Below are 15919 nucleotides of genomic sequence, written 5' to 3' on the forward strand. Positions count from 1 at the left end.
CGCACTTTCAATTCTCCTAGAGTCTTATTGCAACATAAGATGTCATGGGCGTTGGAGTACCTACTACACGAACTTTCAATTCTCCTAGAGTCTTATTGCAACAGGGCGAATTTTTCCTTCTTTTGCCCTTTAAACTGATAAGAGCACTTGAATTTTATAAGCTTTTCCACAGAGGGTGCTTCAAAAAGCCATCAAAAGCCTCCAATCCAAGGCTTGTGGGCAGATTTTTCAGGTAGAGGTGGGTTTTCATTCCTCCGTTAATGAAATGTACAGTCACGTACACGAGACTTCCCGGGCATTCAGAGAATTTTAAACGCGAATTATCCGGCTTTCACGCGTTTTTACGCCAAAATATTAAATTTACACGAGGATGGGATATTAAAGAAGCCCCGATATGCCTTTTTTGAAACTCCGAAAGAATTTCGTTACAAAATTTCCAAAAATTTATGACTTTTTGTTAAATGATAACAACGGGTTACTAAAGACTTCCCTCCAATTCTCCGGTTGTCAATTCTAAAAATAAGCCCTCAGGGGAAGCGGATGGAGGGAAGGAGCGTTTTGAGCGTGATGGGGTCACGCCAGATTGATCCCAATCCGGACCATACCGCTCGACAGACTTTTAAACGCTGAGCTGTAGGTTAGAGCATGGACATATACCAGATGCTGGCCCTAATAGCCATAGGATACGCCCTCAAATACGCCGTCAGGGAGGAGAGGGTATTCCAGGTGCTCAGCACGTTCTCCACACGGTTTCTCCTTACGCTCTTCGTCTTCGGCAACGTCGCGAGCAAGGACCTGGAGTACCTCCTCACCATAAAGCTCGTCTTCATCTACGTCCTCCTCATAATCATCCTAAGCCTCGGCCTCTCATACCTCTACACCCGGCTCTTCGTGGGAGATGAAAAATGGGGCGGCGCGCTGATGGTCCTCTCCGTCTATCCGAACACCGCCGCGATGGGATTCCCCATAGCGAGCCTCTTCCTCGACGATATAACGCCGGCGATACTCTACTCCACCACCAACAGCCTCATCGTCCTTCCGCTGGCGACCTTCATAGCGGCCCACTACTCGAGTGGGAAGGCATCCGTAAGGGAGAGCCTCAAAAAGGCGCTGAAGTTCCCGCCCACGGCGGCAAACCTGCTGGCACTGGGGCTCGTTGGGATGGGCGTTAAGCTGCCCCCGTGGCTCCTCGAACCCGCCAAAGCCGTGGGCTGGTGGAGCATACCCCTCCTCCTCGTGTACTTCGGCACGAGGATAAACCTCAGGGAGTTCAGAGTGAGGCATCTGGCGGAGGTGGCCCTCTTCAGGAGCGTCGTCCCCTTCCTCTTCGTCTTCCTGACGCTGAAGGGGGCGGGGGACGTTTACTACGCAGTCCTGGTTGAGTCCACGATGCCTCCTGCGATAATGGCGAACGTCCTTCTGGCCCACTACGGCCTGAAGGCGGGGGAGGGGATAGGGGTCACTGTGGTGCTCACCCTGATAACGCTCGTCTTCTTCGTGGCCATCAAGGCCCTGGGCGTTTGAGCGATGGGCTTTTTAACCCTTCGAGTGATTTTTGAACGGTGGTAACATGGAACGCGTCGTGGAGATTCTGAAGGAAATCCTCGAGATACCCTCCCCCACGGGCTACACAAGGGAAGTCCTGGGCCACATTGAGAAAAAGCTCAACGAGGCCGGGATTAAGACCTACTACACCAACAAGAGCGCGCTAATAGCCGGAAATCACCCGGAGCCGGAGCTCGTTATAGCGGCACACGTTGATACGCTGGGAGCAATGGTGAAGGGGATCCTTCCAGATGGGCACCTGAGCTTCACGAGGGTTGGCGGTCTCCTCCTTCCTGCCTTTGAGGGCGAGTACTGCACGATAATCACCCGCTCGGGGAAGCGCTATAGGGGCACGCTCCTCCTCAAGAACCCGAGCGTCCACGTGAACAGGGAAGCGGGAAAGAAAGAGCGCAAGGAGGAGAACATGTACATAAGGCTCGATGCCGAGGTCGAGAAGAAGGAAGATACGGAAAAGCTCGGCATAAGGCCGGGTGATTTCATAGCCTTCGACCCGAAGTTCGAATACGTGAACGGCTTTGTAAAGGCCCACTTCCTTGACGACAAGGCGAGCGTTGCCGTGCTAATTGACCTCATGCTCGACCTTGGAAGCGAGCTCGAAAAGCTCCCGGTGGCTTTCTTCTTCTCGCCCTACGAGGAGGTCGGCCACGGCGGTTCGGCGGGCTATCCCAGGAGCACGAAGGAACTCCTCGTCGTTGATATGGGCGTCGTCGGTGAGGGAACTGCAGGAAAGGAGACGGCCGTCTCAATAGCCGCCAAAGATTCAAGCGGTCCCTACGACTACGAGATGACGACGAAGCTGATTGAGCTGGCGGAGAAGAGGAACATCCCCCACTTAGTGGACGTCTTCCCCTACTACGGCTCCGACGGCTCCGCCGCTCTGAGGGCCGGCTGGGACTTCAGGGTTGCCCTCATCGGCCAGGGCGTCCACGCGAGCCATGGCATGGAGAGGACGCACGTTAAGGGCATGCTCGCCACGAAGGATCTCATAAGGGCCTACATCGAGGAGAGGTTCGGGGTTTGATCCCTCCCCTTTTCTACCCATGCAAAAGGGATAAATAAATGGAGATCCAAGATTCCTCTGGGAAGGGCCATGGGGAACTTCCTATATGAGCTATTTAAGAACTCTCTGGACAGGAGTCTTCTCCATGAGTATTGCCAAGAGCTCAAGGTCGAGCTTCCGTTCTAAACGCGACATGGGGGGAGGCTCGAGTTCATAAAACTCTACGTCGAGCGGTTAAAGGATAATCCGGATGGAGTGTTCAGGCAGCAGGTAAGGCTTGTAAACTCTCTTTTAAAGTCCGCTAGAGATTTCCCGCTGACAAAGGAGGAATACCTCCGGCTCAAGGGAGAGCTGAGGGAGTAAATAAAAAGGAAAAGCTCACTCGATCTTTGCCCCGCAGACCGGGCAGAACTTGGCCCCTTCAGGGACTATGTGACCGTTGGGGCAGCGCTTTATCTCGTGGCCGCAGTAGGGGCAGAACCTCGCTCCGGGTGGAATCGGCTTGCCGCAGTAGGGACATATCTCCTGCTGCTGGGCCTGGGCCGGAGTGGCCTGTTGTGGAGGCTGGTTCTGGTAGCCGGCCGGGGGAACTCCACCGCCGGCGTAGGGCTGGGCCGGTTGCGCCGGCTGGGCTGGGGCCTGCGGCTGCATCAGCTGTGGGATCAGAACCATTCCGGTCCCAACGGAAGCGCTCCCGCTCTTTCCGAGTTCCGCTGCCACCTGCTTCGCCGTGTCCATCTGCATAACGGTTTGAGCGTTGCCGGTCTGCATTATCCAGAAGAGCCTCTGGCGCCACTCATCTGTGGTGTTCACGCCCTCTATCTTCACATCGACGAGTTCAAGGCCTAACCTTCTGAAGTCCTCCATGAGCTTGACCTTCACCTGCGTGCTGACCATGTCGAGGTTCTGGAAGAGGTCAACTATCGAGTAAGCGCTGAGGTGCTTCATCATGCCCTCGTTGAAGTATGCTCTGATGAACTTGGTGACGTCACCTGTATCGTAAAGGCTCTGGCCGCCGACCACCTCAGTCAGGAAGAGAACCGGATCGGCAACCTTGAACCAGTAGACGCCGTAGTACTTTACCGGGGCGAGCTCCCTCGTCTGCGTCTCCCCACCGTAGCGCCCCTGGAACTGCTTCATGCTCACGAAGATGACGGTTGCCTTGAAGGGGCTGTTGCTCCCCCCCACGAGCTTGTAGAGGAGGGGCAAATTCTGCGTCGTTAGCGTATGCCTCCCCGGCCCGAGAACGTCGTAGACCTTCCCATCGCGCATGAAGATTGCCACTTCGTACTCGTGGACTATCAGCTGAGCACCCCACTTTATGACCTCGTTGGGGTAGCGCCAGATTATCTCATCCTCTCCAGGGTTGACCCATTCGATTACCTGCACCATATCACTCACCCGCCGCGAAACTCATCCTCTTGTTCAGAACCTCCTCGAAGGAGTTCAGCTTGTCGTCGAGGTCCAGAACCGCCATTCCCAGCGCCTGCGGGTTGGCTATCTGACCGTTTATGGCCCCGACGCCGTTCAATATTCCCTCCGCAAGCTCCAGCATCTTCGCATCGTACTCAATGAGCTTCTTTATCTCCTCTTCCCTGAACTTTATTCTGTCGAAGTAGCCCGCGTAACCGGCCTCGGCGTGCCTCACCCTGCTTTCAAGGGCCATGAGCTTCTTCCTCATAGTGTCTATCGCCATCAGCTGTTGACAGTTCACCATTGCGCACCTCTGAAGTGCCCTCTCCACCTCGCGCCTGGCCTGGGCGAGCACGTCCGCCACCTTTCCGCGGACGAGCCTGTCGTCTTCCCTCAAAAGCTCCTTCTGCTTGTAGCCGTGGAAGCCCGGAATGGCGAGCTCAAGTTTTTCAACTATCGAAGTTTCCTTTCCCATGTTATCACCTCACATCTTCCTGAAGTAGAGGTTACCTTTTCCGGTCTTCATGACCTCGCTAACCTTTCTCCTCTTCACGGAGCCCTTGGAGAATATCCCGAAGGCCCCGGCCCCCGCGGGGATTATGCTGCCCAGCAGTCCAAGGGCGCTCCCGTAAATTCCAGCGAACACCACCCCCAGAACGACCCCGGTCCCCAGCACCGCCGCGCCGAGAAGGGTGGCCTTCTTTCTTGCTTCGCCCATAAGGGGGTACTCCCCGAGTATCACCCTGCCGTCGGTTCCGTCCACGTAGCCTGTGAAGGACTCTCCGCTGTACTCGTATTGAACCTCCCAGACGGGGTAGTGAACCAGACCCTGGTACTTTGTCTCTATCTCCACGCCGCCGAGGGACTTGTCCTCCTCCGCGGCCTCACTCCTGAGGGCGCTTTCCATAAAACTCCTTGCAATCGCCTCGGCCTCCTCCTTCGAAACCTCCGGTTCGTAGTACTTCCCCTTTTTCACCACGGCCTCATCGAAGAAGCGTTTGCCCCTCACCGGGAACGGATAACCTCCGAGGAGCCCCTTCAACGGGGAACCCGCGGGGACGCCCAAAAAGCGAACCTCCTCTATGGTCTCCCAGCGAGTGCTCCTTCCGTGGAGGTAGAAGAAGTACACGGGGACCCAGTGAAGCTCCTTCTTGGTGACCCTGGCGCCGGTTATATCGGCAGGGGCCCCGTACTGCCTCGAGAGGAACTTGAGAAGAACCCCTCCAGCGTCCTTTTTCATCGGCGGGAAGAAGAAGTGCTCACCCGTCTCCTCGCCGGTGTGAACGTGGAAAGTCGTCCCGCAGTAGGGGCACGTGGCGATGCTCACCGTATCCGGAACCTTGAACTTTGCCGAACATGTGGGACACTGAACCTCCATTCTCTCACCCCCTCATGCCAAAGAAAGTGCCGCTCCGCTCGATGCGCTGACCCTCAAGAACGAGCCGTCCAAAGTAGGCGCTTATCCCTGTCCCGATGAGTATAGAGAACGCGGGGAGAACCCAGCCACTTCCGGCCGTGTACGCAACGCCAGCCCCTCCCACGAGGATTCCTAAAAGAGTACCCGCGAGGTACTGCGCGCGCCTCCATGCAGCCATCGGCTCCGTTGCCATGACGTCCTTCCCGTCCCAGCCTGCAAAGACAACGTGGAATATCGAGTTCTCGAACTTGTAGTACACCGTCCACATTGGAAGGAGCACGAGGTGAGCGTTTTGAGGCTCATCCGCCCTCACATCGAAGCGGTCTATCCTGTCCGCCTTTGACGAGTAGCGGTCCCTTATAACGTCTATCGCGTCCTCGTGCATTATGCTCTTCGCCTGTGCCTCATCCATCTCGGTGTTCAGTATTTCGAGCTTAATCCTGCCCCATTCATCTTCGTCCAGCTCGAGGAGCTTCTTTCCCCGGGGCTTCGTCTTTGAGTAGTGCCTGATCAAATCCTCCACCCCGAGGCTCTTAACCTGCCTCCTCGCGGAGCCTATGAGGTCGAGGTTCTCGTTCACCCGGTCCCTGTAGTGCCTCTCCACCGTATGGCAGTGGGTGTTGCCCTTCGAATCGGTGTGACACTCCTCCTCCCTCACCGTGTACTCAACGATACCCTCAACGTGAACCGTTCCGACCCAGTAGGGGGCGTAGTGGCCCTCGATGTCCACGATGTCGAGCTTCTCCTTCATTCTTCTCAGATCGAAGTCCCTCTCAACGCGATCCCAGAAGGCCTTGGCCACGGCGTTCTTGTCCAGGGTGGGCACGATGTAGACCTTCTCGGTCTCCATACTGCCGCTTATGTGGTTGGGAAAACCACAGTAGGGGCATATCGCGATTATTGTCTCTGGAGAAACCTCGAGGGGTGCACCACACCTCTCGCACTTAAAACCGACCTCTTCCATGGCCATCACGGTATAGGTAGGACCCTCAAGGTATTTAAGGGTGCCGGAGATTTTAATGGGTTGTAGTAATGAGGTCAGAGCATACCCTTAACGAGCTCCACGAGCTCCCAGAGGTTTTCCACGTAGTAATCGGCCCCCTCCACCCTGCCGAAGCGGGTGACGTTGACCACCTTCATCCCCGCGCGCTTTCCCGCTATTACGTCGTGGTGGCTGTCGCCGACCATGAGGGCCTCCCAGGGCTTCAGGGAGAGCGTTTTGAGGGCCTTCTCAATTAGGTACGGGTTCGGCTTAACCCCGTCGAGGTTCGAGTAGTCCTTGCCATAGACAGCGTCAAAATAACCCCCTAAGTTAAAGAGGTGAAGTACAAACTCCACGCAGTCCTGGGAGGCGTTGCTGACCGCGGCGAGCTTCAGCCCCATCCTTTTTAGCTCCTCAAGTGCACCCACATCTGGAAAAGGCTTTATCCTGCCAAGGCGAGCCATCTCCTTCCTGTATCGGAGGTTCACCCCGTCAACAAGCCTCCAGAACTCCACGTGGTCTATTCCAAACCTCTTGACGTAGCTCCTCGGCAGGTCTCCCCGCACGGTTTTCCTGTAGGTCTCGTAGTCGAGGTCAATCCCCCTCTTCCTCAGCTCGGGCAGAACCCACTTCTCGTACCATTCCCTGTGGTCGTAGCCCTCGTAGTAAACGAGGGTCTCGTCAACGTCAAAAATGAGTCCCCTCATGGGGCCACGTTGGAGGGGAGAATATTTAAACCTTCGCCAGTCCATGGAGGAGTGCGTACTCTCTCCTGCTCCAGACCCCCGGGGAAGTCACGATGTAGAGCCTCCCCCCGTAGAGAATAACGTAGTCCTTGAGGTCATGGAGGAAACGCACGACGCTTTCGAAGCCGTTGTAGAGGACAAGGTACTCCAGGCAGTCGAGCACTACCGTGCCCTCAAAGCGCTCCCGAAGGTATTGAACTGCCTCGTGGAGAAGTTTGTGCAGCTCAGTAGGCGGTATGCCGTTAACCTGGCTCACGGGGAGTACTCGCCATCCCTCTTTCCCACGGAAACTCCGGGAGAAGAAGAGAGCATCCTGAGCCTTAACCTCATTGAGCGAACTAACCAGAAATACCCTGTCGGGGGTGTGCCGTTCGGAGGTGTCTACAACATGGCTTATGAGCTCCCCGATCATCGCCCTCGCCCGTATTTACCTCGAAAACAGAATTTAAGGTGTTTTTGTGTAAGTGGTTATGTAGGTGCACATGCAGGGACAGAAACTCAATCCTCAAGCAGTGGGAACTCCGAGAGGAGAAGCGCCCTCTCCTTTCTGGAGAGTGCCTCAATCTCAACGAAGAGGATAACCGTGCTCCTGTGAATGTAGGCGTAGTCCTTCAGCGTGACCAGGAATTTGAACATGGCATCGAAGCCGTTCTCCAGCACCATGTACTCGAATCCATCGAAGAGTATAACGGGCGAAACCTCGCTTTGATGCATGAAATCGAGGAGCAGGGACATCAGATAGGGCAGCCTCGTGGGGTTGACGCCTGTATCGTCATCAACCTTCGTTATCCACAGTATGGGGGTCTTATTGAGGCCCAGTCTCTCCTGGAGCAGCTTTGGGGGGTTCTGCTTATTATAAGGCCCGGATGGCCCTTAATGAGGAACAAAAACTCTGAATAGGCCCTTTCCCTGTCAAAAATGAGGTACAGCCCCGGACTGGGGAACTCGGTTTCATTTCCCTCGAACTCCACAACGGGTGCGAGGGTGTGGCGCTTCATGACGGAGGTTATCATCCCCGTCCACCCCACGATAAAAAGAAACACTGCAAATCCCATTAGAACGTTTCCCGCCCCGCTGAAAAGCATCACATCCCGGAGAGAAAGTCCTATGAGTCCCCAGTCATTGAGATCGAGCGGGAGGAACAGAAGCTTGGAGAATGCCGCTACGGCCCAGCCCACGGTCATAACGTCATATGAGCGCCCGAGGGAGGGATACTTCGATACAAACCCCCGCCGATACCTGAGACTAACCACCAGCAGAACGAGGAGCATCAGCATAAGGGATATTGAGGCCATGCCCGCAATTGGCCACATGGCGTTATATTTTTCAGGGCGTATCTATTTAAAAATTTTTACTAACGAGTCTTTATAGTTGCTTTTAGTTACACTAAAAAAACAACATTTACCTACCAAAATGGTGAAAGAGAAAGGGTTCACTTCAGGAACCCGGTCTTCTTTCTCGTTGCAAAATCTTTATAAATAAAAAAATTACTGCCAATTAAAGGGATTAATATGGACCTACTGGAAGGAGTATTAATTTTTGCCTTTATTTGGGCGGGTCCCTCGGCCCTTCTGTCGGCGTGGCTTAGGACAAAATTTGCCAAAGAGAGCGCTTTAAGGGCATTCCTCGGCTCGTTGGTTATAATTACAGGTTTCATATTCGCCGTGATAGGAGTAAATGGGCTGTACTCAAAGTTTTACAGTGATGCGCTGATGGGAACTGTTCTGACAGTGTACTTTCCCCTCGCCGGAATCGTATGGGTTGGAATAGAACACCTACGAGGATACAACTTACCGCGCGCCCAGATCCTAGCAAAACTCAGCTTCCCCCTGCTGGGCGCGGTCATGGTGGGAGCGGGGGAGATATCATGGTTTATTATGCTCCCCGTTTCATTTTTCCTTCTGGTTCTCACAATAACAATCCCAGAATTTTATTGGCCTATCGTAAGACTACTTCTTAAAAAAGTCCTGGGAATCCCCCTGAAGAAAAATCTCGGGGTTGAGCTCCTGCTAACGGTCGTTGGGTTTATTTCCGGAAGATTCGCCCGCTTTTTCCTGTTGAGAATTCTCCCAGGTCTAATGCTGTCCTCGGAAATTGGAAGTCTGCTAATATTTTCAATCATCCCGTATCTCATTATAGGCTTCTTGGATAGTCTCTTTAATTTCAAACTAAGATCAATGAATAGGGAGATAAGTTTGGAAAAGAGAGTGCTTCTCGTCACGGTATCCCTATACCTTTCGCTCGCGTTCGTAGGTTATATGTTCGTAGCATGGTACATCGGACTCAACGATGGAACATAAAAGCCAAAAAAGAGAAGAATAGGCTTCACTTCAAAAAGCCCGTCTTCTTTCCGAGGTCCTCGAAGGCGTCGAGCACGTACTGGAGGTCCTCCTTGCTGTGGCCGGCGGAAGGTTCGAGCCTTATGCGGGCAGTTCCGAGCGGGACGGTTGGATAGACGATCGCCTGGGCGAAGATGTTGTACTCCTCGTATAAGCGCCTTGAGAACTCCTGGGCGCGCTTCTCGTCGTAGAGCATGACCGGCGTGATCGGGTGCTTGGTTCCTCCGAGGTCGTAGCCGAGCTCTCTCAAGCCGTTCTGGAGGAAGTGGGTGTTGTCCCAGAGCTTCCTGACGAGCTCGTCGCTCCTCTGGAGGATCTCAACGGCCGCTATAGCCGCTGCAACATCAGGCGGGTTGGGCGCGCTTGAGAAGAGGAACGGCCTGGCCCTCTGGCGGAGGTAGTCAATGGCCTCCTCTGGACCGGCAACGTAGCCGCCTATGACACCGAAGGCCTTGCTTAGGGTTCCCATCTCGAAGTCAACCCTGTCGTGGAGGTTGAAGTGGTCAACGATACCTCTACCGCTGTCACCGAGGACACCCTCACCGTGGGCGTCGTCAATGTAGATTATCGCGTCGTACTGTTCCGCTAACTCGGCCATCTCCGGGAGCTTCGCGAGGTCACCGTCCATCGAGAAGACGCCATCACTCACGATGATTTTCTTCTTCTTGTCCTTGTTCTCCTTAAGCCTCTTCTCGAGGTCCTCCATGTCGAGGTGCTTGTAGATAACCTTTGGCGCCCCACTGAGGCGCATTCCGTCTATGATGCTCGCGTGGTTGAGCTCCTCACTTATGAAGACTCCATCCTCACCCTTCTTGAGGAGCGCGCTTATAGCTCCAAGGTTGGCGTTGTAGCCGCTCTGGAGAAGAATGGCCGCTTCGCGCTTCTTGAACTTGGCCAACTTCTCCTCGAGCTCCACGTGGAGCTCCATCGTTCCGGCGATAGTCCTGACGGCCCCCGCTCCAACACCGTAGTCGAGAATGGCCCTTATGGCCGCGTACCTTATCTCGGGATGGGCGGCCAAGCCGAGGTAGTTGTTCGAGCACATGTTGAGGACCTTCTTGCCGTCAACGACGACCCACGGGCCCTGGGCGCTTTCGAGCTTCCTTATGGTCACGTAGAGCCCCTTGTCCTTAAGCTCCTGGAGCTCTTCCCTAATCCAGTCCAGTTTCGCCATGAGAACCACCGGGTAAACTAACGTTTTATGAGTATAAAAGGATTAAGCCATACTCATTCATAGGAATCCCGGAAATTTTGAAAAAATGACAATCAGAACGCCGAATGAATAAATGATGGACAAAGAGAAAACCTGTCACTCGAGTTGGAACGGGGAGATATAATCCCCGTACTTCTCCCTGGCCCCAAGGAGCCTCTGTCTTTCCTCCTCAAGGACATTGAACAGCTCCTCGGGAACGTCCTCAAGCTTCCTGTAGATTTCCTCGATTCTGTCTATCTTCGCTAACAGCTCCGGAACCCTTATCTTGAACTGCATCTCGTAGTCATCCTTAGTATACTCCTTGTTGAGAACCTCTTTGAAGAGCCTAGCGAGATCCTTGTACTTCGGAATGTAGCCAATTGGGGTTTCTATTGCATCAACGTCTCCGTGCACGCGAAGCTCCATCCACTTGAGCCAGACAGCTTTGTCGAGTTTGTGGTTGAGCCACTCGCCGTTCTCGCGGAGGAAGTAGTTAACGGCAAATATCTTCGGCGTCTTTCTAACGCGCTTCTCGAAGTCGAGGTAGTTCCTTATGTAGTCGCCGAGGTGAACGCTCATGAAGTCGAGGATGGCCATCGGGTTGAAGGCCCTAACCCCCTCCTTGCCGAGGGTTGCCGCGGTGGTCTCGCTCTCAAGCGAGGCGCCCATCGTTATAACACCGTGCTTCCAGTCGAACGCTTCTCTCACCGGCGGCCAGGTGTCGGCATCTCTGCCTCCGAATATCATGCCGCCAATCTCAACGCCGCACGGGTTCTCAAGGGCCTCGAGGTCGGCGTTGGGGAAGTGTTCGAGCGAAACGGTAAAGCGCGCGTTCTTGTGGCTCGGCGGTATCTCGTTGCCCTCTTTGTCTTTTTTTCCGCGCCACCACTTTCCGCTGTGGTTCTCGCCCTCGTCGGGGATTGGAACACCCATGTCGTTCCAGTAGGGCTTTCCGTCCTTGACGAGGACGTTCGAAAAGATTATCTCGACGGGGGAGTGAAGAATCCCCCAGATTATGGGGTCGTCCTCCGGATTCACACCCTGAATGATTCCAAAGACTCCCTTCTCGACGTTCGCCCCCCTCGCTACCCCGTTCACGGGAAGGGTGAACGTTAGGTCGTCGCCCACTATGTTCTCCCAGCTTATCATGGCAGTTGAGGTCTTTCCGCACATGCTCGGGTAGGCTCCGGTGAAGTAGGTCTTCCTGCCGTGCGGGCCGTTAACCCTCATCAGAAACATGTGCTCGCTTAGCCAGCCCTCTTCAACCGCCCTCTTGATCGTAAGGCGGAATGCAAGCTTCTTCAAGCCAATCGTGTTGCCGCCGTACTGGGTGTTGACGGAGTAAACGGTTTCATCCTCGAGGTCTATGTATATCCTCCTATCCTCGAGGTTCTTGCTTGTCTTCCTCTCGTCGAGCTCTCCAGCTGAGTGTACAAAGCGGAAGAACCTCGCGCTCCTGCCCAAGCGCTTGAACTCCTCGTAGCCCTTTCTGTAGAGGATGAACTCTGAATGAGCCACATAAGCCGAATCGGTGAGCTGAACTGCGGGAATCGTGAATATCGAGTTTTTCGGCCCGAGAACGAAGAAGCAGACAAACAGTTCTTTGCCCTTCATAACGCCCCTCATCAGCTCGCGTATCTCCCTAAGGCCCTCATCGCGGTCCTTTGTGTTGATGTAGGGGAGCTTCTTCCCGCCGGGGGTGAGGATGGCGGTGTTCGCTTTATCCCTTGCCTGGTCGTAGTAGTTGTCGTAGTGAACGGTGTGGTTGAGGGTCTCGAGCATCTTTTCCTCCCCGTAGTAGAGGGCCTTCCACCTAACGTAGGCCTCGTCCTCTTCCCTATCGGTGCAGACGAAGACCCTATCTGGTTCTAACCACTCAATCCATTCGGCTAAAAAAGCGTGAAGCTCGGGATTGTCTATGGCCTTAACCTTCTCGAACTGCTCCGGTTCAAGGAGTTCCTCAAGCTTTTCGAGAGCGTTCATGATCACCACCACCTTGGGGTGGCAGTTTCCCCTTAAGAGGTTTATCCTTTTTTCGCCATAATGACAGGAAAAAGGGAGTTATCGGCCATTTTGTCGTCAGAACATCAAACAAAAGCTGGATGAATTGTCATTGTGCCCCAAAACAAAATGGAGGATGAAAGAAAAGTCATTCTTTGGGGAAGAACACGACCTTACCCGTCTTCCCAGCGCGCATGAGCTCGAAGGCCTCCTCGAAGTCGTCGAAGCCCCTGTACTTGTGGGTGATTATGGGGTCGAGGTTGAGCTTGCCGCTCTGGATGAGCCTCGAGACGGTTATCCACGTGTTCCATATGTGCCTTCCAGTTATGCCGTGAACCTCGAGGGCCTTGAATATCACGAGGTTGTTGATGTCAAAGGTTACCTCCCTCGGGAAGAGGCCGAGGAGTGAAACCCTCCCCGCGGGGGTTACCGCCTTGAGGCCCTGCTCAAGTGCCTTCGGCGCCCCACTGAACTCGAGGAAGACGTCCACACCCTTGCCGTCGGTGACGTCCATAACGAACTTCACGGGGTCCTCCTCTATGGGGTTCACCACGTAGTCAGCACCCACCTTCTTGGCCAGTTCCCTCCTGAACTCGCTCGGCTCGCTGACGATGACCGGATAAGCGCCGCTCGCCTTGGCCACGGTTATTCCAAGGAGGCCCAGTGGGCCTGCTCCTGTTATTAGGGTGCTCCTTCCGGCAATCGGGCCCGAGAGAACGGTATCAACCGCGTTTCCAAGGGGCTCCTGGAGGGTCGCGTACTCGGGCTTCATGCCCTTGGGGTTCTTCCATGCGTTCTGGGCTGGCACTATGGCGTAGGTGGCGAAGACGCCGTCCATGTCCACACCGAATATCTTCGTGTTCTGGCAGACGTGGTACTGGCCGCGCTGGCACGCGTAGCACTTGCCGCACACTATATGGGTCTCGGCGCTTATGTAGTCACCAACCTCGAGTGTGTCAACGCCAGGGCCGACTTCAACGACCTCTCCGGCAACCTCGTGCCCCATTATCTGGGGCGGCTTAATCCTGCTCTGGGCCCACTCGTTCCACTCGTAGATGTGGAGGTCGGTTCCGCAGATGCTGGTCGCGAGAACCCTTATGAGAACCTCCCCAGGCCCGGGCTTTGGAACGTCAACCTCAACAAGCTCGGCACCGTAAGCGGGCTTAGTCTTAACGATTGCGGGCATCTTCTCAGCCATAGTTATCATCTCCGTAAAACGATTACATGAGTATCTAAACGCAAGCCGATTTAAACTTTTTGTGAGGGAAAAGGTCATATACCCGGGACATGAAACCTCCACGGGAAGGGAATGGAGTGGTGGTGACGATGGAGCTTTATTCATCCGAGAAGTTCAAGCCTGAAGAGCTCGCTCTCATAGGCAGGGCCATCGGAACAGTGGTTCACGGCACGCTGATAGTCGGGAGGGACGGGCGCTCGATATCCCGCTACGGTAAAAGGGCGATGACCGTGGGGATCCTCAGCGCCGGAACCACCGCCATGGACGTAAGACTCATCCCGCTTGTCGTGCTCAAGGATTTCGCCCACATGAAGGGGCTCCCTCTGGCGTACGTTTACTACAACGACGGTGTTAGGGTGGAGATAAGCGGAATGGATCTGGACGAGGTCAAGGCCATCCTCGACACCAAGAACTTCGTCGAGGCACAGCCCAACGACATAGGCGCCACCGTGTACTACCCCAACGCCCTCGACGACTTTCTCCATGACCTGTTCAGGTATTACAAGTTCACCGTGGACGGGAAGGTTCTCGTGGACTGCATGAACACTCCAGCGGTACTCCTCTTCCCGAGGCTTAGCGAGCACTTCGGCTTTGAGGCGGACGTGATAAACGACATGATGACGAGCTACGTGCCGCCCAAGCCAAAGGAGGTCTTTCTCCAGAGGCTCAAGAAGGGAGACTATCGCTTTGGGCTCCGCTTCAAGCCGGAGGGCATTATAGAGTTCTACGGGAGCGAGAAAAAGGTCTTCACGAGCACCTGGAAGCTCTTTGACTATCTAAAGTCTATTTTCGGGTGAAACTTCCCCCTTTTTACAAGTTCCTGACTAAAAGGATTTAAAAGTCCAAGGCCTATCTTTTGATATCCCTTTGATTCTGGAGGTGTAGTGATGTTCTTCATAGTGCTTGAGGGCATAGACGGGGCGGGTAAATCAACGCAGGCAAAGCTTCTAGCGAAGTGGTTTAACAAGAGGGGCTACGAAGTTGTTCTGACAAAGGAACCCACGGACACAGCATTTGGAAAGCTGATAAGAAAGCTCGTACTGACGGGTGGAAAGGAGGGAATTATAGACGGGGCTCGAATAAGTCACGAGGCGGAGGCCCTTCTATTCGCCGCCGACAGGGCCGAACACGTCAAAAAGCTCATAAAGCCGTCACTCGAGGCAGGCAAGGTCGTCATCTCCGATAGGTATTTCTATTCGTCGCTCGCCTACCAGTGGGCGAGGGGCCTCGACCTCGACTGGCTCATAGACCTCAACCGCTTTGCGATAAGGCCGCACCTCACCATCCTCCTCGACCTTCCCGTTAAGGAGAGCATGAAGCGTATAAACGGAAGGAGCATAAAGACGGAGTTCGATAAGATAGCGGAACTCCAGAGAAAGGTGCGCGAGAACTACCTCACGCTCGCAAAGCGCTTCGAGGAGGTCAGGATAATAAACGCCCTCGCGAGCGTTGAGGACATCCACAGGGACATTGTATCCCTCGTTGAACACGAACTTTTGAACAAAGGTGCGATGATGAGCGTTAGCCACGCGGATTGATGACGATAAGAGGGTTAACTGAGCACTCCTTCTATTTTTGCTTTTATTTTGCAGAACCGCTCTTTCTGGTGGGGCCGCCGAGATTCGAACTCGGGTCACGGGCTCCCAAAGCCCGCAGGATAGACCAAGCTACCCCACGGCCCCATGCGACAAACAACATACCACTTCAGCCATCACGGTGTTTGAGCCTTTCACGGCGCTCAGCGCCGTGTAATAATGCCCCATCTGTCCCCCCCCGTGTGGCCACACCGACCAGCATATAGTCATCACCAAGCCCACCTTAAAAATCTTATGCTCCAATAAACCCGTTTAACAGACATAACAAACTTGGCCCCCCGGTCAGACCTCCTTGATAAGGGAAGTTGCCCCCTGGGTAAATCCACATGCTCGCTTTTTAGTAACCCCTTCAAGTGGGAGTAGTTATCAATTCAAAAAAACTTAATATTTTCAAGTCCCAATACAAAATAATTGGTTTCCCTGGAGGGGAG

General features: G+C 54.3%; 16 protein-coding genes and 1 tRNA gene. 5 read left to right on the plus strand and 12 right to left on the minus strand.

All coding sequences use genetic code 11. The features are described from left to right. The first annotated feature begins 645 nt into the window (after positions 1–645). Both PFER_RS04220 and PFER_RS04225 read left to right on the plus strand, forming a co-directional pair. Positions 646–1524, plus strand: a complete 879-nt coding sequence (locus PFER_RS04220) for an AEC family transporter (protein ID WP_048149130.1) — start codon at positions 646–648, stop codon at positions 1522–1524. Positions 1525–1570: 46 nt separating this feature from the next. Then, positions 1571–2587, plus strand: a complete 1017-nt coding sequence (locus PFER_RS04225; RefSeq protein WP_048149133.1) for a M42 family metallopeptidase — start codon at positions 1571–1573, stop codon at positions 2585–2587. A gap of 357 nt (positions 2588–2944) precedes the next feature. Here PFER_RS04225 and PFER_RS04230 read toward each other — a convergent pair whose 3' ends face one another. The 8 genes from PFER_RS04230 to PFER_RS04265 form a co-directional block, all read right to left on the minus strand. Continuing rightward, positions 2945–3958: an SPFH domain-containing protein gene (locus PFER_RS04230; RefSeq protein WP_048149136.1), complete on the minus strand. Its 1014-nt coding sequence runs from the start codon at positions 3956–3958 to the stop codon at positions 2945–2947. Between the two features lies 1 nt (position 3959). Further along, a complete protein-coding gene (locus PFER_RS04235) occupies positions 3960–4454 on the minus strand; it encodes a hypothetical protein (protein WP_048149138.1) in 495 nt (164 codons plus the stop codon). Positions 4455–4463: 9 nt separating this feature from the next. After that, positions 4464–5357 carry a zinc ribbon domain-containing protein gene (locus PFER_RS04240; RefSeq protein ID WP_048149140.1) on the minus strand — a complete coding sequence of 298 codons (894 nt, stop codon included), beginning with the start codon at positions 5355–5357 and terminating at the stop codon, positions 4464–4466. A 4-nt stretch (positions 5358–5361) separates the two neighbouring features. Further along, positions 5362–6360: a membrane protein gene (locus PFER_RS04245; RefSeq protein ID WP_048149142.1), complete on the minus strand. Its 999-nt coding sequence runs from the start codon at positions 6358–6360 to the stop codon at positions 5362–5364. Between the two features lie 74 nt (positions 6361–6434). Next, the gene (locus PFER_RS04250; protein ID WP_048149143.1) at positions 6435–7085 is read right to left on the minus strand and encodes an HAD family hydrolase; all 651 of its coding nucleotides are present in this window, start codon (positions 7083–7085) and stop codon (positions 6435–6437) included. A 25-nt stretch (positions 7086–7110) separates the two neighbouring features. Beyond that, positions 7111–7536: a DUF835 domain-containing protein gene (locus tag PFER_RS04255; RefSeq protein WP_052696180.1), complete on the minus strand. Its 426-nt coding sequence runs from the start codon at positions 7534–7536 to the stop codon at positions 7111–7113. 86 nt (positions 7537–7622) lie between these two features. Further along, positions 7623–7958, minus strand: a complete 336-nt coding sequence (locus tag PFER_RS04260) for a DUF835 domain-containing protein (RefSeq protein WP_084593909.1) — start codon at positions 7956–7958, stop codon at positions 7623–7625. Then, positions 7910–8437, minus strand: coding sequence for a hypothetical protein (locus tag PFER_RS04265; protein ID WP_157255079.1), 528 nt, complete (start codon positions 8435–8437; stop codon positions 7910–7912). Before PFER_RS04265 ends, PFER_RS04260 begins: the two co-directional genes overlap by 49 nt. A gap of 198 nt (positions 8438–8635) precedes the next feature. Between PFER_RS04265 and PFER_RS04270 the strand changes: the two genes are divergently transcribed. Next, positions 8636–9424 carry a hypothetical protein gene (locus PFER_RS04270; protein WP_048149149.1) on the plus strand — a complete coding sequence of 263 codons (789 nt, stop codon included), beginning with the start codon at positions 8636–8638 and terminating at the stop codon, positions 9422–9424. Between the two features lie 25 nt (positions 9425–9449). On the opposite strand, the gene PFER_RS04275 is transcribed toward PFER_RS04270, so the two are convergent. The 3 genes from PFER_RS04275 to tdh form a co-directional block, all read right to left on the minus strand. Next, positions 9450–10637, minus strand: a complete 1188-nt coding sequence (locus PFER_RS04275; RefSeq protein WP_048149151.1) for a glycine C-acetyltransferase — start codon at positions 10635–10637, stop codon at positions 9450–9452. Between the two features lie 135 nt (positions 10638–10772). Continuing rightward, a complete protein-coding gene (locus PFER_RS04280; RefSeq protein ID WP_048149153.1) occupies positions 10773–12638 on the minus strand; it encodes a phosphoenolpyruvate carboxykinase (GTP) in 1866 nt (621 codons plus the stop codon). 166 nt (positions 12639–12804) lie between these two features. Further along, the gene (tdh, locus tag PFER_RS04285; protein WP_048149155.1) at positions 12805–13854 is read right to left on the minus strand and encodes an L-threonine 3-dehydrogenase; all 1050 of its coding nucleotides are present in this window, start codon (positions 13852–13854) and stop codon (positions 12805–12807) included. 128 nt (positions 13855–13982) lie between these two features. On the opposite strand from tdh, the gene PFER_RS04290 reads away from it, so the two are divergent. Both PFER_RS04290 and tmk read left to right on the plus strand, forming a co-directional pair. Continuing rightward, positions 13983–14690: a phosphohexomutase domain-containing protein gene (locus tag PFER_RS04290; RefSeq protein ID WP_048149157.1), complete on the plus strand. Its 708-nt coding sequence runs from the start codon at positions 13983–13985 to the stop codon at positions 14688–14690. 90 nt (positions 14691–14780) lie between these two features. Continuing rightward, complete coding sequence (gene tmk, locus PFER_RS04295) at positions 14781–15431, plus strand: dTMP kinase (RefSeq protein ID WP_048149159.1); 651 nt, start codon at positions 14781–14783, stop codon at positions 15429–15431. Positions 15432–15497: 66 nt separating this feature from the next. Here tmk and PFER_RS04300 read toward each other — a convergent pair. Then, positions 15498–15575 (minus strand) — tRNA-Pro (locus tag PFER_RS04300). Positions 15576–15919: the final 344 nt, after the last annotated feature.

This window comes from Palaeococcus ferrophilus DSM 13482 (genome assembly GCF_000966265.1).
In the GTDB taxonomy this organism is placed as follows: domain Archaea; phylum Methanobacteriota_B; class Thermococci; order Thermococcales; family Thermococcaceae; genus Palaeococcus; species Palaeococcus ferrophilus.

Coding starts and splice junctions, on each gene's coding strand:
- PFER_RS04270 (WP_048149149.1), top strand. CDS start 8,636: ATGGACCTACTGGAAGGAGTATTAATTTTTGCCTTTATTTGGGCGGGT.
- PFER_RS04240 (WP_048149140.1), bottom strand. CDS start 5,357: ATGGAGGTTCAGTGTCCCACATGTTCGGCAAAGTTCAAGGTTCCGGAT.
- PFER_RS04255 (WP_052696180.1), bottom strand. CDS start 7,536: ATGATCGGGGAGCTCATAAGCCATGTTGTAGACACCTCCGAACGGCAC.
- tmk (WP_048149159.1), top strand. CDS start 14,781: ATGTTCTTCATAGTGCTTGAGGGCATAGACGGGGCGGGTAAATCAACG.
- tdh (WP_048149155.1), bottom strand. CDS start 13,854: ATGGCTGAGAAGATGCCCGCAATCGTTAAGACTAAGCCCGCTTACGGT.
- PFER_RS04245 (WP_048149142.1), bottom strand. CDS start 6,360: ATGGAAGAGGTCGGTTTTAAGTGCGAGAGGTGTGGTGCACCCCTCGAG.
- PFER_RS04250 (WP_048149143.1), bottom strand. CDS start 7,085: ATGAGGGGACTCATTTTTGACGTTGACGAGACCCTCGTTTACTACGAG.
- PFER_RS04225 (WP_048149133.1), top strand. CDS start 1,571: ATGGAACGCGTCGTGGAGATTCTGAAGGAAATCCTCGAGATACCCTCC.
- PFER_RS04280 (WP_048149153.1), bottom strand. CDS start 12,638: ATGAACGCTCTCGAAAAGCTTGAGGAACTCCTTGAACCGGAGCAGTTC.
- PFER_RS04230 (WP_048149136.1), bottom strand. CDS start 3,958: ATGGTGCAGGTAATCGAATGGGTCAACCCTGGAGAGGATGAGATAATC.
- PFER_RS04235 (WP_048149138.1), bottom strand. CDS start 4,454: ATGGGAAAGGAAACTTCGATAGTTGAAAAACTTGAGCTCGCCATTCCG.
- PFER_RS04290 (WP_048149157.1), top strand. CDS start 13,983: ATGGAGCTTTATTCATCCGAGAAGTTCAAGCCTGAAGAGCTCGCTCTC.
- PFER_RS04220 (WP_048149130.1), top strand. CDS start 646: ATGGACATATACCAGATGCTGGCCCTAATAGCCATAGGATACGCCCTC.
- PFER_RS04275 (WP_048149151.1), bottom strand. CDS start 10,637: ATGGCGAAACTGGACTGGATTAGGGAAGAGCTCCAGGAGCTTAAGGAC.
- PFER_RS04265 (WP_157255079.1), bottom strand. CDS start 8,437: ATGTGGCCAATTGCGGGCATGGCCTCAATATCCCTTATGCTGATGCTC.